The organism is Sporosarcina sp. ZBG7A (genome assembly GCF_000813425.1).
Lineage (GTDB): Bacteria > Bacillota > Bacilli > Bacillales_A > Planococcaceae > Sporosarcina.
Genome location: NZ_JWIB01000016.1, coordinates 18,621 through 34,763 on the forward strand (window position 1 = coordinate 18,621; position 16,143 = coordinate 34,763).

Sequence of the window (16,143 nt, forward strand, 5' to 3'; positions counted from 1 at the left end):
ACTTCACTTGAATCTGGGAAGAAAGAATAGGTGTACAACATGAGTTTATTAACTGTATCAAATTTGAGTCATGGTTTTGGAGACCGTGCAATTTTTGAAGACGTGTCGTTCAGACTGTTGGCTGGCGAGCATATAGGTCTTGTCGGTGCGAACGGAGAAGGAAAGTCGACGTTTATGAATATTATTACGCGGAAACTTGAACCAGACGCGGGAACAGTCTCTTGGGCGAAACGTGCTCGCGTAGGGTACTTAGATCAGCACGCTGCACTTAAGCAGGGGATGACAATCCGCGATGTATTGCGTACCGCTTTTCAATATTTGTACGATATGGAAAGTGAAATGAATGAGTTGTTTGCGAAGATGGCCGAAGTAGATCCAGATGAACTGGAAGCTATTTTAGAAGAGACTGGCCAAATTCAAGAGGACCTTGAACAACAGGATTTCTATATATTAGATGCAAAAGTGGAAGAAGTGGCAAACGGTCTTGGGCTAGATGAATTTGGCTTAGACCGTGATGTTCATGATTTGAGTGGTGGACAACGTACGAAAGTGTTGCTTGGTAAATTGCTTCTAGAAAAGCCGGATATTTTACTATTGGATGAGCCGACGAACTATTTGGATGTGGAACACATTGAATGGTTGCGTACGTATTTGCAAAACTATCCAAGTGCGTTTGTTCTAATCTCACATGATATTCCATTTTTGAATAGTGTTGTGAACTTGATTTATCACATGGAGAATCAGGAAATTACTCGTTATCCAGGAGATTATGATGATTTTTTACGTGTCCATGAGATGAAGAAACAACAAGTGGAAGCGGCTTATAAGAAGCAGCAAAAGGAAATCGCGGGATTGAAAGATTTTGTTGCGCGTAACAAAGCCAACGCAGCGACGAGTAAGATGGCACAATCTCGACAGAAAAAACTCGATAAGATGGATATGATCGAACTTGATTCTGAAAAGCCAAAACCTCGTTTTGACTTTAAGATGGCACGGACACCAAGCAAGTATTTGTTTGAAACAAACCAACTCGTGATTGGATACGACGAACCGTTATCTAGTCCACTGGACCTTGAGATGGAACGTGGTCAGAAAATCGCTTTGTCAGGTGCCAATGGGATTGGTAAAACGACGTTGCTGAAGAGTTTACTCGGAGAGATTCCAGCATTGTCTGGATCGGTTGAGCGTGGCGAACATTTGGCTATCGGTTATTTTGAACAAGAAATGAAGTCAGATAGTGACAAGACTTGTTTGGAAGAGATTTGGAGTGAATTCCCTCACTTTACACAGTATGAAGTGCGCGCAGCTCTTGCTCGCGTCGGTCTGACAACAAAGCATATTGAGAGTAAAGTAAAAGTATTGAGTGGTGGCGAACGGGCAAAAGTACGTTTGTGTAAGCTGGTCAATCAAGAAACGAACTTACTTGTGCTGGATGAGCCGACGAATCACTTGGATGTCGATGCAAAAGCTGAACTGAAGCGCGCGCTGACCGAGTTCAAAGGGAGTGTCCTGCTCATTTCCCACGAGCCTGATTTTTATGAGGGTGTCGTGAACAAAATGTGGAACGGCGAGACATGGACGACGAAGATGTTTTAATAGGATGAACTGCGAGTGTGCCAATGAAGGTTGGTGTACTTGCAGTTTTTTTGGTTAGCTAAATTAAATTAGCAAGCCGATACTATTAAATCCCTTAACTATGCTGAAGTGTGTCCTGTAGCCAATTAAATCCACTATATGGCTGAATCATCTCGTGATCTGGCCGAGATTCCATAACTTAGCTGTGGTAGCCCATCTTAAAACAAGCGAAGCGCTACCAATTAATCCCTTAACTCATTTGAAGTGTGTCCCGTTATCGACAAACTCTTCGTTGCGATGGAGAAATGACTCTGAGTGTCGGACAAAATTGAGTGAGTGATGAAGAACCTTTTGGGAGTGATAGGTAAACTCAACGGAGTGATCGAGAACGCAAGCTGATGGATGGAGTGCGTCAGGGCACGGTGGAGTCGCGTTTAATAAGAAGTTGAGAAGTGCAAACTCTGATAGAATTTTCAGTAGTACTTTGTTTATGAGCATAATCCCGAGTTTATGAGCAGAAAATGTGATTTATGAGCATAATCCCGAGTTTATGAGCGGAAAGCGTGATTTATGAGCACAATCCCGAGTTTATGAGCGGAAAGCGTGATTTATGAGCACAATCCTGAGTTTATGAGCGGAAACCTCGATTTATGAGCACAATCCCGAGTTTATGAGCGGAAAGCGTGATTTATGAGCGCAATGCCGAGTTTCTGAGCGAAATCTGCGGTTTATGAGCACAATGCCGAGTTAATGAGCGGAAACCGTGATTTATGATCACAATCCTGAGTTTATGAGTGACAACCGCGATTTATGAGCACAATCCCGAGTTTATGAGCGAAATCACAGGGGATACGAGCACAAAAAAAGATTTATGAATCCCAAATTCCCCTTGAGATTCGCCCCTCCTCATAATGGGTACAATAAATCAATTGAGGTGAAATCATGGAACCCATAACGATATTAGAACTAGAACAAGGATTACATGAAGTACCTTTTGAAACAGCGTTATTTGGGATGGGATGCTTTTGGGGACCTGAAGCTAGGTTTGGAGGAATTCCAGGTGTACTCAGGACCCGTGTAGGATTTGCGGGAGGCACTACTGAAAATCCGACGTATCGGAAAATGGGCGATCATACGGAAACGGTGGAAGTGGATTTTGATCCAACACTAGTCTCCTATGAAAAGTTGCTGAGTGTTTTTTGGAACAATCATTATCCGAATCGTGACGCTTATAAAGGACGACAGTATTTGTCGATCATCCGGTACCGTAGCGAAGAACAGCGTCGCGACATCGAGCGCGTCAAAAAGGAAATGGAAGCCGTTTTAGGAGAGGGGATTGAAACAGAAATCGCTCCTTTCGAATCGTTTTCGCTCGCAGAAACACGTCATCAAAAATACTATCTCAAGCGCTATCCAAGGGCGCTTGAACAAATTGAAGCTTTGTATCCTATTCCAGAAATGCTAATTGACTCAGCGTTCGCCGCCCGTCTTAATGGCTTTGTGAAAGGTTTTAGCACTCGTCAAGAACTGATTACGGAAATCACGAGGTGGCCAATCACCAGTGATGCTCAGCGGGTTTTATTCGACACACTTCAGACTATGAAATGGTAGCAAACAATCACTAAAAAAGTAGCAGCTTCCCAAAAACAGGGAGTCTGCTACTTTCTTGTTTTCAAATTGAGAAACTCTTCATTTATCAAATGAATGATTAAAAAGTATATGAGTGGTAATACTTACAAACAGCGTCGAAAGATTGATAAAAGCGGCGCGCATTTTTAATCATTGAAGGAGGAACTCATTTGAAAAAGATTGTACAAGCAATTGTTTTCCTGTTGGCAATTGTACTGCTAGCAGCACCTGTTGTTGCCGAGTCGAACGAATCAGATTCAGTAGATGAATCTGAAGCTACAGAGGGTCGGGATGTCTATCCATTCCAACCTGCAGTTGGATCCGAACTTATTGCAGATAACCCACTGTTAGAAGAGGAAACTTCTCTTACGTACAAAGTGCAACCTGGAGATAACTTATACAGAATTGCGTTAGCTCACTCCGTTCCCTTGCAATCATTAATAGAGTGGAATGGGCTGTCAAGCGAACTCATACACCCGGGAGATGTATTGAATGTCTCTTTAGACGCACCAGGTTCAACAACTAATATGAAAAAGATGAAACAGGCTATTGCTGCAGCTCCGGTAACAAAACAGGAAACGAATGCTACCCCTGCTACTAAGAAAGTGGTTTCGACTAAAACCGCTTCTGCTCCTGCAACGGTTCCTGCTTCAACCCAGACCGGAAGAGAGCTTACCATGACCGCAACCGCATATACCGCATATTGCAACGGCTGTTCCGGTACGACAAAGATTGGCATTAACTTGCGTGCGAATCCGAACCAAAAAGTAATTGCGGTAGACCCTTCTGTCATTCCACTTGGCTCACGAGTATGGGTGGAAGGATATGGAGAAGCGATTGCTGGTGATACAGGCGGCGCAATTAAAGGTCATAAAATTGATGTGTTCATACCCGGGCAAAATTCAGCAATGGCTTGGGGCGTAAAAAAAGTTAGAGTCAAGGTTCTAAATTAAATACCTGTCCGGAGAGGCGACTCTCCGGTTTTTTTCTGCAAAAAATTCGATTATAATGTAAGATGGACAGAGGGGAAGCGTGTACATATTAGTATGAGACAGGAGTAGAACAAACGATGATAGATTGGAATAAGGAACTAAATATCTACTTAATGGACAATATTAAAACAATAACAGATGAATGGCTTGCACTTCGTGATCCTGGTCAGCAGTCCATCTACTCAAGTGATGCGGGTGTAGCCACTGAGCAAACGTTGAGAGAGCAGAACAATTTAACGAACCGAACGATTGCTAGCAGTTTGTTAGGTCCTAGTGGGAACTTTGAGGAGCAAAAAACGGAATGGGCTGAATTGATTGCTAAGAGCCGTATTGCATCAAATACGGCGATATCTGAAGTGGTCGATGCCATTAGTCGTGTACGAAAAGTTTTTTGGCGGCAAATTGAACGTTTTGTCGGACAGCATCCTGAAACTGTTCCTGTTGCGGTTGTTTTACAGTGGGGAGAGACGATCCATTTAGCGTTTGACGAATTACTGACAGCCTTCTCGGACATGTACTTTACCTTAATGACGACACGCTTAAATGCCCAGCAAAGTTTGATCGATGAGCTGAGTTCTCCTATTATAAAAATAAATGAGAATATCGGAATTTTACCATTGGTAGGAGATATCGATACTGAACGCGCAAAGGCAATATTGGAAGTCGTTCCTGCTAAATGTATGGAAGCAGATATTTTAAAATTATTTATCGACTTATCTGGTGTTTCGATTATCGATACCATGGTCGCCAATCAAATTTATGAAGTCATTCAAGTGCTTAACTTGCTTGGAGTTAAGTCGACAATCACTGGAATTCGTCCTGAAATCGCACAGACATCCATCCAATTAGGTTTGGACTTCTCAACGATTGAAACACATAGTTCGTTGCAACAAGCTTTAAAAGACAAATATATTGTGAAGAAAGTGGACTGAAGCATTAAAGGTATGTGCTTGAATTGTGCAAGATTATATTCAGTTCAAGTTCGCTAGGAGGAATGGAATTGACCAATAAAAAAATCGTATTTTTTGATTTGGATGGTACATTAATGAGTCATGACAAAACCATCTTGCCGTCAACAAAAGAAGCATTGCATGCACTTCGTGAAAAAGGAGTCATTACTGTCATTTGTACAGGACGCGCCCCAAGAATGTTCCAGGAACTACTGACTGAATTAGAATTCGATTCGTATGTTTCTATGAACGGCCAACATGTTGTATATGAAAGCAACGAATTATTCTCCAATCCGATGAACACGGACATTCTGACAGAACTGAGTGCGCTTGCGAAAGAAAATGGACATGGCATTACGTACTCCAATTCGGAAGTGTTCGCCGCGAATGCAGCTGAACATCCACTCGTTGCTGGAAGTCTAGGTCGACTGAAGCTGAAGTATCCGGAAGTGGATGAAGAAATCTTCGCTCATTCACCTGTTCACCAAATTCAGTTGTACGGCAATATGGATGATATGCAGTCTTACAAAGATCGCTATCAAGAGGATTATGTCTTTATTCACTGGGATGAAAATGCGGTGGACATGTTGCCAAAAGGCGCATCAAAAGCAGTTGGTATTCGTAAATTGATGGAACACCTTGATATTCCTGTTGAAAATAGTTACGCATTCGGGGATGGGCCGAATGATTTTGAAATGATTGAATTCGTTGGCACAGGAATCGCGATGGGGAATGCAATTCCAGAGTTAAAGGAAAAGGCAGATCTTGTAACTGATACATGTTCAAACGACGGCATATTAAAAGGCTTACTTGCTTGTGGATTGTTAGAAGAAGCGGAAGTTTCTTTGCACAAAAATCACTAAAAGTTTGTATAGCATCTTTTGCTTTGAACCTTAAAACTTAACGACTATAGGAAATTCACCTGCTATTGTTCCACAAAGATAGCGGGTTTTTTGCGTTCACTTTAAAACTATATCTAGATTCTTTGTAGTTAAATCCATGTAACTCATCTAGTGAGTTAGGAATCATTATTCTTGCTACTTATCATCTTGGAAATGCCCCATAAGTTCTAAAAATACGAGGTATTAAAAAATAGTTTGACATTTATCGATGAGAATGGTTATCATTGAAAATGAAATTCATTCTCAATTAAACATTCAAGAGAATTGTAAAACCTTGTACTAATACATATTTAGGGGGAACTAAATTGAGAAAGATCTTAACTGGATTATCAATTGGGTTGCTTGTAGTCTTAACTGCATGTGGACCAACAGAGAAAGAAGAAGTTAAAAAAGAAACACCAGTAGCGAGTGACACTGAGCAAGTAGAGAAAGCGGATACGAAAACGGATACGAAAACGGCTGACGGTGTGGATGAAAAAGAACTAAAAGATACACTTGCCGAATTCCCTGAAGGTTCACCTGAACGGATTATTACGACATCTGTGCCATTAGCAGAGATGCTTGATTTACTAGATGTAACACCAGTAGGCGTGCCAACTTCAACAAACCCACTACCGGCAAACTTTGAAAAGATCGATCAAATCGGATCTCCTATGCAGCCGGATCTTGAAGTGGTTACGAGTTTGACGCCTGATTTAATCTTAGGGGCAGAGTCATTGCGTAGCACGTTAGACAAAAGCTTGGAAGGCATGAATCTACCAACAGCTTATCTTCCAACCGATTCGTTCGATGATTTGAAACTCAGTTTCAAAGCACTAGGAACATACTTTGATAAGACAGATGAAATGGACAAAGTCCTTAACCAATTAGTATCTAAAGAGAACGAATTAGTAGAGCAAGGAAAAGGTAAAGACTTACCTAGTGTATTACTTGTTATCGGTACTGCGGATTCGTTCATGGTCATGAATGATGAATCATATGTTGGAAGCTTAGTGAAAAAATTGGGTGCTGACAATATCGCGACATCTGTTTTGAAAGTGAAAGATCGTTATTCACCAATTAATATGGAAGACGTTGTCGTCGCAGATCCTGACATCATCCTCGTACTAGCTTCAGGAGATCATGGTGCTTCTGAAGACGCCTTCAAAAAAGAAGTAGAGAGCAATGATACGTGGACTAAGCTTTCTGCTTATCAGAACGACAAAATTGAAGTATTGGACTACGGAGTGTTTGGTGTCACGTCTATTAAAAATGCAGAAAAGGCGCTTACCGATATCTCAAATTATTTTTATGAATGAAGAGAGGCGAGCGTTGTATGACTAAATCACGAAGCGGACTCATTGTTGTCATTACGTTTCTTCTAGCAATTGCGGCAGCGGTGATCGCGATCGGATTAGGAAGTATTCGAATCTCAGTACCTGATATTTTAGAGACACTCTTTCACTCAACGGCTGGCAACGTAAACGACACGATTATTTTCAATATTCGATTGCCACGTGTGATTTTGGCTTTGATCATCGGGGCGAATATCGCGATCTCCGGGGCAATCTTGCAAGCTGTCATGGGAAATCCACTTGCAGATCCAGGACTTACAGGAGTTACAAGTGGAGCGGCAGTTTTTGTCCTAGTCATTATGTTGGCGAAACCTGAGTACACCCAGTTCATGCCGCTCGCTGCGCTCATTGGCGGGTTGTTGGCAGCAACGATAGTCTATGCGCTAGCCTGGCGAAGAAACGGGATTTCACCTATTTCAATTATCTTAGCTGGAGTGGCGGTCAATGCATTATGCGGTGGAGTGGTCGGTTATCTGTCGATTATTTACAGCGACCGACTTCCTTCTGCCGTCCAGTGGATGAATGGAAGTTTAGCAGCAAAGGGGAATTCAGTCGTCTCCATGATTCTTCCTTACGCAATCGTTGGTTGGATTTTATCCTTCTTTGCCATCAGAAAAGCAAATGTGATTCGAATGGGAGATCAAGTCGCCGCTAACTTAGGTGAAAACGTCAATCGTATCCGGATTCTCCTTTCCATCTTAGCAGTTTTTTTAGCGGCCATTTCTGTTGCGGCAATTGGAATGATTGGATTTGTCGGACTCATTGTTCCGCATATGGCCAGATTTTTAGTCGGCTCCAATTACAAGTATATGATGCCGATGAGCATGGCTCTTGGTGCATTAGTGTTGTTAGTGGCGGATACAGGTGGCCGAACATTGTTTTCGCCACTTGAAATTCCAGCAGGGATTCTAATGGCGGTAATCGGAGGACCTTATTTTCTTTATTTGATGAGAAGGAGTGTATTTTAATATGTTAACGGTAAACTCAATTTCAATTCAATATGAACAGAAAAAGGTAATTAACGATTTCTCATTTAGTGTAGAAGAAGGAGAAGTCGTATCGATTATCGGCCCAAACGGATCTGGGAAGTCGACGTTACTCAAATCTATTTCTCGCCAAATACCCTACCAATCTGGTTCGGTGGAACTGGGTGGCATGAACATGAAGGCGATGAATCCCAAACAAATTGCCCGCAAGTTGTGTATGCTTAGTCAAAAAAATCAGGCACCAAGTGATATGACGGTATACGATCTTGTTTCATATGGGAGGTATCCACATAAGCGTTGGTTTGAAAAATTGACTAACGATGACCGGGACATTATCGAGTGGGCGATAGAAAGAACTCATTTAACGGATTACCAAGAACGAACTGTCGCGTCCCTTTCAGGGGGAGAGTCGCAGCGCGCATGGATTGCAATGGCACTCGCACAACGACCTCAAATCCTTCTATTGGATGAACCTACGACGTACCTAGACATCTCCCATCAACACGAGGTTCTAGAACTTGTGCGCGAACTCAATGAGGAAATGGGCATGACTGTCATCATGGTGTTGCATGATTTAAACCAGGCGGCCCATTATAGCGATCGAGTTATCGTCGTACAAAGTGGTGAAAAGGCGATGTGCGGTACACCGGATCAGGTTATGACAACAGAGATGATCCGGGAAGTGTATAGAATGGATTCTGAAGTGATGTACAATCATGCAGAACGAAAACCCCGTATTCATTTATTACGGACAGCACGATAATTAAATTACTGGAGGAATGCGACATGGCGAAAGCAATCGACCTAGAAAAATACAAAAAGTCTTATTTGGAATTTATGGAGATACGTAAAGGGCTTGTCTTATCTATGTTAGACGGAGAAGGGAAACCGTTTACAAGTTGTGCTCCATTTGTGAAGAAAGACGGCAAGTTGTACATTTACATAAGCCAAGTTGCAGAGCATTATTACCATATGGAGAATAGTGAGTGGATCGATGCAATGATGATTGCGGATGAGTCTACGACTAAAAATCCATTTGCAACTGAACGCATGCGAATGCGTTGCACACCGAAAAATATTGGAAACGCTGGACACGATGAGATATTCGAGCTTTTCAATGCACAGTTCGATTCAAAATTGCTGGATGTGCTTCGCGGACTCGACTTCTCACTATTCGAACTGACACCGTCAATGGGACGTTATGTCGTTGGATTTGGAATGGCTTTCGATGCGGACATCTCAGGTGAGGTCTTCACACACGTAGTTGTCGACAAAAAGAACAAGGCAAACGTCTGAGTCTATAACCAAAAGGAGAATTACTATATGTTTTACACGACTGTACTCCCAATTTGGGAGGCACTGCGACAACGCTTTACAAAAACGACGTCAGCATTGCCGGAATCAGATCTTAATCTTACACTAGGTAAGTCTTCCATCCGTGGGCTCCTTTATCATACGGCTGAAGTTGAATATATGTTTGCAGAGTGGTTCTTCGGCAAAACAAAACCTGAATATCCTGCACAAACTTCATCAGAATCGTTACAGGACCTTGTGGAGTTACTGGCAGCTTCCAATGCACATTTAGTCCAAGCGATGCAAGAACTTCCCGAAGACCAATGGGGAACTCCAGTGGAATCTCCAATGGGTTCTTCTTCACCTCTGGAGGCAGTAGGACGTCTCATGTACCATACAGGGATGCATGCAGGGCAGATTTCTTTGATACAGAAACATGGCTCAAACAAATAAAGCACAACAAAAAAAACGCATCTTCCACATGGGAAGGTGCGTTTTCGTTATGGCCGCCTTTGCCGTATTACGGTTCATAGAAAGTTTTAAACCACCACTCCTCAAAGTGGGTGTTCGCAGAACTGTTCCTGTCTGTCCGACCATAAATGATCGGCGTGTCATTCCCAGCCTATATAAAACTCCCTTTTACAGCTTAAAGGTTAAAACTTTATGGGAATACGAACAATGCAGCTTATGTACTTATCTTACTGCTACATGAGCCGAAATGCAATGGAAATGTTTGTGCGCGGGTGTAGGAGATAAGAATAGGGAAGATAAGTTTTAATAAGTTTATACTGAGTTTACAATTGTGTACTATTATAAAATCATGTGAGCGGATGTGAATTGTTTTTATCAGCAGCGGATGAATGCGAAGGAGTGATTGTGCTATGGCTAAGGTGTTAATTGTAGACGATGACCCGCATATGAGGGAGCTCGTCAAACTCTTTTTACTTCCTGAAGGATTTGAAGTGGCCACTGCGTGCGACGGGTTAGAAGCGTTATCGAAGCTTGAGTCATTCAAGGCGGACTTGGTTGTCTTGGACATCATGATGCCGAATATGGATGGCTGGGAGCTGTGTCGTGAATTACGTAAATCATATGACATGCCGTTGCTCATGCTTACTGCAAAAGGGGATACGACACAAAAAGTGAAAGGGTTCGAACTAGGAACAGACGATTATCTCGTCAAGCCCTTTGAACCTGTTGAGTTGGTCGCGCGGGTCAAAGCATTACTTAAACGTTATCGAATCGCGATTTCGCAAACTGTAATCGTGGGAAGTCTATCCATGAATCGAAAAACCTTCGAAGTGGAACTAGCTGGAGAAAGTTTGGAACTTCCACTTAAGGAATTTGAATTACTTTTTTTGTTGGCAAGTTATCCAGGTAAAACATTCTCTAGGGAGCAGTTGATCGAAACGATATGGGGATATGACTATGAAGGAACGGATCGGACCGTGGACGTTCATATTAATCGTTTGCGAGAGCGACTTCCTACCTCGCTCGAAACTGATTTAAAAATTACAACTGTCCGTGGATTGGGATATCGCTTAGAGGCAATCACATGAAAAAAGCCATTCATATCCTCAAAGTAGTTTGCTCGTTTTGGGTACTGGTTTTTATCTACTCAGCACTCGTGAACTTCGGATTTCGATACATCAGTGATGCATTGAACTTCCACTTAACTGATTTTAGTGAGGGCTTTATAAAAACAATCCTCACAATTCTTTTATTCTTCCTCACGATCTGGCTCGTCTCGTTAGCGGGTGTATCACGGCGTATGGAATTTCTCACATCGATCATCGATGCGATGAAAAGAATCTCAGCAGGTGATTTTAATGTTCGACTGAATCACCAGTTTGGTCATGCGAAAAATCATCCTTTTGAAAAGTTTGTGGAAGGCATTAATGATATGGCAGTGGAACTGAAAGAGCTAGAGGAGATGCGGCAAGAATTCATCTCCAATGTTTCTCATGAAATCCAATCTCCACTCGCTTCCATAAGTGGATTTGCAAGGGTGTTGAAGAGAAGTGAATTGACTGCGGAAGAGCGAAATCATTATTTGAATATCATTGAAACGGAAAGCTTACGGCTTGGTCATTTGAGTGATAATCTACTCAAGCTAACCTCCATGGAGTCGGATAGATATCCTTTTGAATTGAAAACTTATCGATTGGATAAGCAAATCCGAAAAGTTCTCTTATCGTGTGAGCCGCAATGGGTGGCGAAGTCGCTTCAATTGGACATTTCGTTAGATGAATTCGAAGTGCATGCAGACGAAGAGCTAATGGATCAAGTATGGCTGAACCTCATTACGAATAGCATTAAATTTACGCCAGATGGAGGAATGCTTGCAGTCAAGCTTCGTAAACAAAATGAAGTTGCAGAAGTGAGGATTTCAGACACTGGTATCGGAATTAGTTCGGATCATCAAGAGCACATCTTTGAACGTTTTTATAAAGTGGATCCATCCAGAAATCGAGCTCTTGGTGGGAGTGGATTAGGTTTGTCCATTGTAAAGAAAATCATTGATATGCACGAAGGCTCGATTATGGTGGAAAGTGAGACTGATGAAGGAACTGTCTTCACCATTCACTTACCAATTTCAAATGGGTAACTAGAAAATGAAGTAAGGAGTCAGTAGTATGATAAAATTATTGAAAAATTTATCTGTATATAAGTGGCTCGTTGTAGCGATTGTTGGATTGGTTTTCATCCAATCTATGGCGGATTTGTTCCTCCCAACGCTGATGGCGGACATTATCGATAAAGGCGTGGTCGTAGGGGATATTCCGTATATTTGGAAAATCGGTGCTGCCATGCTCGGTGTCACTGCAGTAAGCGCACTGGCTGCGATTGTTGCTAGTTATTTTTCATCAAAAGCTGCGCTTGGGATGGGTCGGGACATTCGACACAAAGTATTCCGTCACGTTGAAAGTTTTTCACTACAAGAGTTTGACAAACTTGGAACAGCGTCTTTGATCACTAGAACGACGAACGATATTACGCAAATTCAGCAAGTGGTTATTATGATGCTACGCATGGTCATCAGTGCACCAATCATGTTAGTCGGTGGTCTGATTATGGCCCTTTCGAAAGATGCGAAATTGTCTCTTGTTATCGTAGCAATCATGCCGGTGCTGATTTTGACAATCGTGTTAATACTGAAAAAAGGAGTTCCGTTATTCCAAACCGTACAAAAGAGGCTCGATCGTCTGAACTTGGTTTTCCGGGAAAACTTAACGGGAATCCGGGTAGTCCGTACATTCAATCGTGAGAAAGAAGAGCAACAGCGCCTTCAAAATGCAAATAAGGAGTTAACGGATGTCTCTATTAAAGTGAACAAATTGATGGCATTCATGATGCCGACGATGATGCTCGTCATGAACTTGACTGTTGTAGGGATCATTTGGTTCGGTGGAATGCGCATTGACAGTGGGGGGATGAAAATCGGTGATTTAATGGCATTCATCCAATATGTCATGATGATCATGTTCTCACTCGTGACAGCTTCGATGATGTTCATTATGATTCCTCGTGCAGCGGTTTCAGCGAAACGGATAAACGAAGTGCTGGAAATGGAGCCGACTTTCTTGGATGAAGGTTCTCTGAAAGCAGATAAAGAACCGGGAACATTGGAATTCGACCAAGTATCATTCTATTATCCAGGTGCGGATGAACCTGCATTGTCGGACATTAGTTTTAAAGCAAGAGCCGGAGAAGTGACAGCAATCATCGGAGGTACTGGTGCTGGGAAAACGACATTGGTTAATCTGATTCCACGGTTTTACGAAGTATCAAGCGGTTCGATTTGTATCAACGGAGTCAATAGTAAAGAATCTTCTCAAGAAGAGATTCGTTCGAAGATTGGCTTCGTTCCTCAAAAAGCGACGCTATTCTCTGGGACGATAGAAGAGAATATACGCTTTGGAAAAGAAGAGGCAACAAAAGAAGAAATTGAACATGCAGCGCGTATTGCGCAAGCGGAAGATTTCGTTGTCAAAATGGAAAAGGGATATGAATCTGAAATCACACATGGTGGATCGAACGTGTCAGGTGGACAGAAACAGCGGTTGTCCATTGCACGGGCACTCATCCGGAAACCAGATATCTATATATTTGACGATAGTTTTTCAGCGCTGGACTATAAAACAGATGCCAATTTACGAGCAGCGTTAAAAGAGGAAACGAAAGAAGCGACAGTTGTGATTGTTGCCCAACGTGTCAGTACGGTCATCGATGCCGACCAAATACTTGTATTGGATCGTGGCCAACTCGCTGGAGTAGGTACACACAAAGAGCTTCTTGAAACGAATGACGTGTATCGTGAAATTGTCGAATCTCAACTTGCAGAGGAGGAAATCGCATGAGTGAGAAGAGACAACAACCCGCACGTGGAGGAGGCCCTATGGGTGGCCATGGCGGAGGAAACATGATGATGGCTGGGAAAAAAGCCAAGGACTTCAAAGGAACATTACGCCGTCTGCTAGGGTATTTAAAACCTCGTAGAAATCAACTGATTGCTGTGTTCATCGCAACCATCCTTAGTACGTTATTTAGTATTGCTGGTCCAAAAATAATGGGGAATGCCATTACAGAAATCTTTACAGGTGCCTACGGAAAACTTACAGGTGTTCCTGGAGCTATGATTCACTTTGATGTACTCGGGAAGATATTACTTTTGTTAGCTGGTCTATACGTATTCAGTAGTGTGTTCACTTACTTACAACAGTTCATCATGTCGAGTGTATCGCAAAAAACGGTTTATGATTTACGGGAAGATGTGAATCATAAACTGGAAAAACTACCTCTCAAATATTTTGATGGACACCCAGTTGGGGACACATTGAGTCGTGTGACAAATGATATTGACACGATTGGAAGTACGTTACAACAAAGTATTACGCAATTCATCACATCGATTATCACATTGGTCGGAATACTTGTGATGATGCTAACGATTAGTCCATGGTTGACGTTGATCGCACTCGTCAGTCTACCGCTTTCTATTTTTGTCATTCGACCACTTATAAAGCGTTCGCAAACGTATTTTGCAAAGCAACAGCGGACATTGGGGCAACTGAATGGTCATATTGAAGAAATGTACACTGGCCATCAAGTGGTGAAAGTGTTCGGACACGAAAAAAAGGCGATTGAAGAATTTGTTGAAGTGAATGAGGAGTTATATGATGCAGGGCGTCGAGCACAATTCATCTCCGGAATCATCATGCCGATGATGTCACTGATCGGAAACCTAGGATATGTGCTGATCTGTATTGTAGGTGGAATCCTGGTTACACAACGCGCAATCTCCATTGGTGATATTCAAGCGTTCATCACGTATACTCGTCAATTTTCACAACCAATCATGCAAACTGCGAACATTGCTAACATCATTCAGTCCACCGTTGCAGCAGCAGAGCGTGTGTTTGAATTGTTGGATGAAGAAGAAGAAATTCCGGAAGTTACGACTGCGACTTTGAAAGAAGCCAAAGGTGAGGTGGAGTTTGAACATGTCGATTTCGGATATGGCGATCAGTTATTAATCGAAGACATGAACATTCACGTACAACCTGGTCAAACCGTAGCAATTGTCGGTCCTACGGGTGCTGGTAAAACAACGTTAATCAATTTACTGATGCGTTTCTATGAGTTGAATGGTGGCGCAATTAAAATCGATGGTATTGATACACGAGAGATGTCTAGAACGGATCTCCGTACAACGTTTGGAATGGTTTTGCAGGATACTTGGTTATTCAATGGAACGATTAAAGAAAATATCGCGTATGGCAAGAAGGAAGCAACTGAAGAAGAGATTCTTGAAGCTGCAATTGCTGCGCGAGCGGATCACTTCATCCGGACCCTCCCTGACGGCTATGACACGATTCTGAACGAAGGGGTATCCAACATCTCTCAAGGACAAAAACAGCTGATCACAATTGCCCGGGCAGTCTTAGCGAACCCATCGATTATGATTTTGGATGAGGCGACCTCAAGTGTCGATACGCGAACAGAGTTACTCATTCAACAAGCGATGAATCGGTTAATGGAAGGGCGCACAAGCTTTGTCATTGCACACAGACTTTCAACTATTAGAGATGCTAATCTCATTTTGGTGATGGATGAAGGACGTGTGATTGAACAAGGTACGCACGATGAGTTGTTGGAAACAGATGGCTTCTATGCAGACCTCTACAATAGCCAGTTTTCATCGAATCCTGCGGTATGAGGTTGGAGCTGTTGTTAAAGAAAGTTAGCTTAATCTCAATGTAATCTGCCAGCTATTTTTTCATAAGTAAAACCAGCGCCTGTCAATTATAGGCGCTGGTTTTCTTTTTACTTACTCCATCAATAGGATCTATCTCTTTCTGATTTGTCCCGTTGGTTAGGCGTCATCGGCTCGTGTTTTGGTTTTAGATTTCCGAGCTCAGATAACTCTAGTGAAATTTCTTCTTTCATTTTTTTGATTGTTTTGTTTGATTTTTCCTCTG

At 42.3% G+C, this 16,143-nt stretch carries 14 protein-coding genes and 1 other RNA gene; 14 read left to right on the forward strand and 1 reads right to left on the reverse strand.

The annotated features are described in order from the left end of the window. Positions 1-39: 39 nt before the first annotated feature. From RL70_RS07405 to RL70_RS07450, 10 genes are all read left to right on the forward strand, one after another. Entirely contained in the window at positions 40-1,596 is a 1,557-nt protein-coding gene (locus RL70_RS07405) for an ABC-F family ATP-binding cassette domain-containing protein (protein ID WP_039042779.1), read from the forward strand. 921 nt (positions 1,597-2,517) lie between these two features. After that, positions 2,518-3,186 carry a peptide-methionine (S)-S-oxide reductase MsrA gene (gene msrA, locus RL70_RS07410; protein ID WP_039042780.1) on the forward strand — a complete coding sequence of 223 codons (669 nt, stop codon included), beginning with the start codon at positions 2,518-2,520 and terminating at the stop codon, positions 3,184-3,186. Between the two features lie 188 nt (positions 3,187-3,374). Then, positions 3,375-4,157 (forward strand): 3D domain-containing protein, encoded by a 783-nt coding sequence (locus tag RL70_RS07415; protein WP_052245841.1) that lies wholly within the window; start codon positions 3,375-3,377, stop codon positions 4,155-4,157. A 116-nt stretch (positions 4,158-4,273) separates the two neighbouring features. Continuing rightward, positions 4,274-5,128, forward strand: a complete 855-nt coding sequence (locus RL70_RS07420) for an STAS domain-containing protein (RefSeq protein WP_039042781.1) — start codon at positions 4,274-4,276, stop codon at positions 5,126-5,128. Positions 5,129-5,196: 68 nt separating this feature from the next. Then, on the forward strand, positions 5,197-6,009 hold the full coding sequence (locus RL70_RS07425) for a Cof-type HAD-IIB family hydrolase (RefSeq protein WP_231567249.1): 813 nt from the start codon (positions 5,197-5,199) through the stop codon (positions 6,007-6,009). Between the two features lie 344 nt (positions 6,010-6,353). Beyond that, entirely contained in the window at positions 6,354-7,346 is a 993-nt protein-coding gene (locus RL70_RS07430) for an ABC transporter substrate-binding protein (RefSeq protein WP_052245842.1), read from the forward strand. A 17-nt stretch (positions 7,347-7,363) separates the two neighbouring features. Further along, a complete protein-coding gene (locus RL70_RS07435; RefSeq protein ID WP_039042783.1) occupies positions 7,364-8,350 on the forward strand; it encodes an iron ABC transporter permease in 987 nt (328 codons plus the stop codon). 1 nt (position 8,351) lies between these two features. Next, entirely contained in the window at positions 8,352-9,131 is a 780-nt protein-coding gene (locus RL70_RS07440; protein ID WP_039042784.1) for an ABC transporter ATP-binding protein, read from the forward strand. A 23-nt stretch (positions 9,132-9,154) separates the two neighbouring features. Next, entirely contained in the window at positions 9,155-9,664 is a 510-nt protein-coding gene (locus RL70_RS07445; RefSeq protein WP_039042785.1) for a heme iron utilization protein, read from the forward strand. Positions 9,665-9,691: 27 nt separating this feature from the next. Then, positions 9,692-10,114 (forward strand): DinB family protein, encoded by a 423-nt coding sequence (locus RL70_RS07450; RefSeq protein WP_039042786.1) that lies wholly within the window; start codon positions 9,692-9,694, stop codon positions 10,112-10,114. Between the two features lie 47 nt (positions 10,115-10,161). Here the strand turns inward: RL70_RS07450 and ssrS are convergent. After that, positions 10,162-10,351, reverse strand: a non-coding RNA gene (gene ssrS, locus RL70_RS17505) — 6S RNA. A gap of 191 nt (positions 10,352-10,542) precedes the next feature. On the opposite strand from ssrS, the gene RL70_RS07455 reads away from it, so the two are divergent. Genes RL70_RS07455 through RL70_RS07470 form a run of 4 tightly spaced genes read left to right on the forward strand, consistent with a single transcriptional unit; the run spans position 10,543 to position 15,881 of the window. Continuing rightward, positions 10,543-11,220, forward strand: coding sequence for a response regulator transcription factor (locus RL70_RS07455; RefSeq protein ID WP_039042787.1), 678 nt, complete (start codon positions 10,543-10,545; stop codon positions 11,218-11,220). Then, on the forward strand, positions 11,217-12,269 hold the full coding sequence (locus RL70_RS07460) for a cell wall metabolism sensor histidine kinase WalK (RefSeq protein ID WP_082003355.1): 1,053 nt from the start codon (positions 11,217-11,219) through the stop codon (positions 12,267-12,269). Before RL70_RS07455 ends, RL70_RS07460 begins: the two co-directional genes overlap by 4 nt. Before the next feature lie 28 nt (positions 12,270-12,297). Beyond that, positions 12,298-14,022, forward strand: a complete 1,725-nt coding sequence (locus RL70_RS07465; protein WP_039042788.1) for an ABC transporter ATP-binding protein — start codon at positions 12,298-12,300, stop codon at positions 14,020-14,022. Further along, a complete protein-coding gene (locus RL70_RS07470) occupies positions 14,019-15,881 on the forward strand; it encodes an ABC transporter ATP-binding protein (RefSeq protein ID WP_039042789.1) in 1,863 nt (620 codons plus the stop codon). Before RL70_RS07465 ends, RL70_RS07470 begins: the two co-directional genes overlap by 4 nt. The last annotated feature ends 262 nt before the right edge of the window (positions 15,882-16,143 follow it).

Excerpts from the sequence above, each read along its gene's own strand:
- RL70_RS07420 (WP_039042781.1), top strand. The coding sequence starts at position 4,274 with ATGATAGATTGGAATAAGGAACTAAATATCTACTTAATGGACAATATT.
- RL70_RS07445 (WP_039042785.1), top strand. The coding sequence starts at position 9,155 with ATGGCGAAAGCAATCGACCTAGAAAAATACAAAAAGTCTTATTTGGAA.
- RL70_RS07460 (WP_082003355.1), top strand. The coding sequence starts at position 11,217 with ATGAAAAAAGCCATTCATATCCTCAAAGTAGTTTGCTCGTTTTGGGTA.
- RL70_RS07450 (WP_039042786.1), top strand. The coding sequence starts at position 9,692 with ATGTTTTACACGACTGTACTCCCAATTTGGGAGGCACTGCGACAACGC.
- RL70_RS07470 (WP_039042789.1), top strand. The coding sequence starts at position 14,019 with ATGAGTGAGAAGAGACAACAACCCGCACGTGGAGGAGGCCCTATGGGT.
- RL70_RS07435 (WP_039042783.1), top strand. The coding sequence starts at position 7,364 with ATGACTAAATCACGAAGCGGACTCATTGTTGTCATTACGTTTCTTCTA.
- RL70_RS07405 (WP_039042779.1), top strand. The coding sequence starts at position 40 with ATGAGTTTATTAACTGTATCAAATTTGAGTCATGGTTTTGGAGACCGT.
- RL70_RS07465 (WP_039042788.1), top strand. The coding sequence starts at position 12,298 with ATGATAAAATTATTGAAAAATTTATCTGTATATAAGTGGCTCGTTGTA.
- RL70_RS07455 (WP_039042787.1), top strand. The coding sequence starts at position 10,543 with ATGGCTAAGGTGTTAATTGTAGACGATGACCCGCATATGAGGGAGCTC.
- msrA (WP_039042780.1), top strand. The coding sequence starts at position 2,518 with ATGGAACCCATAACGATATTAGAACTAGAACAAGGATTACATGAAGTA.
- RL70_RS07440 (WP_039042784.1), top strand. The coding sequence starts at position 8,352 with ATGTTAACGGTAAACTCAATTTCAATTCAATATGAACAGAAAAAGGTA.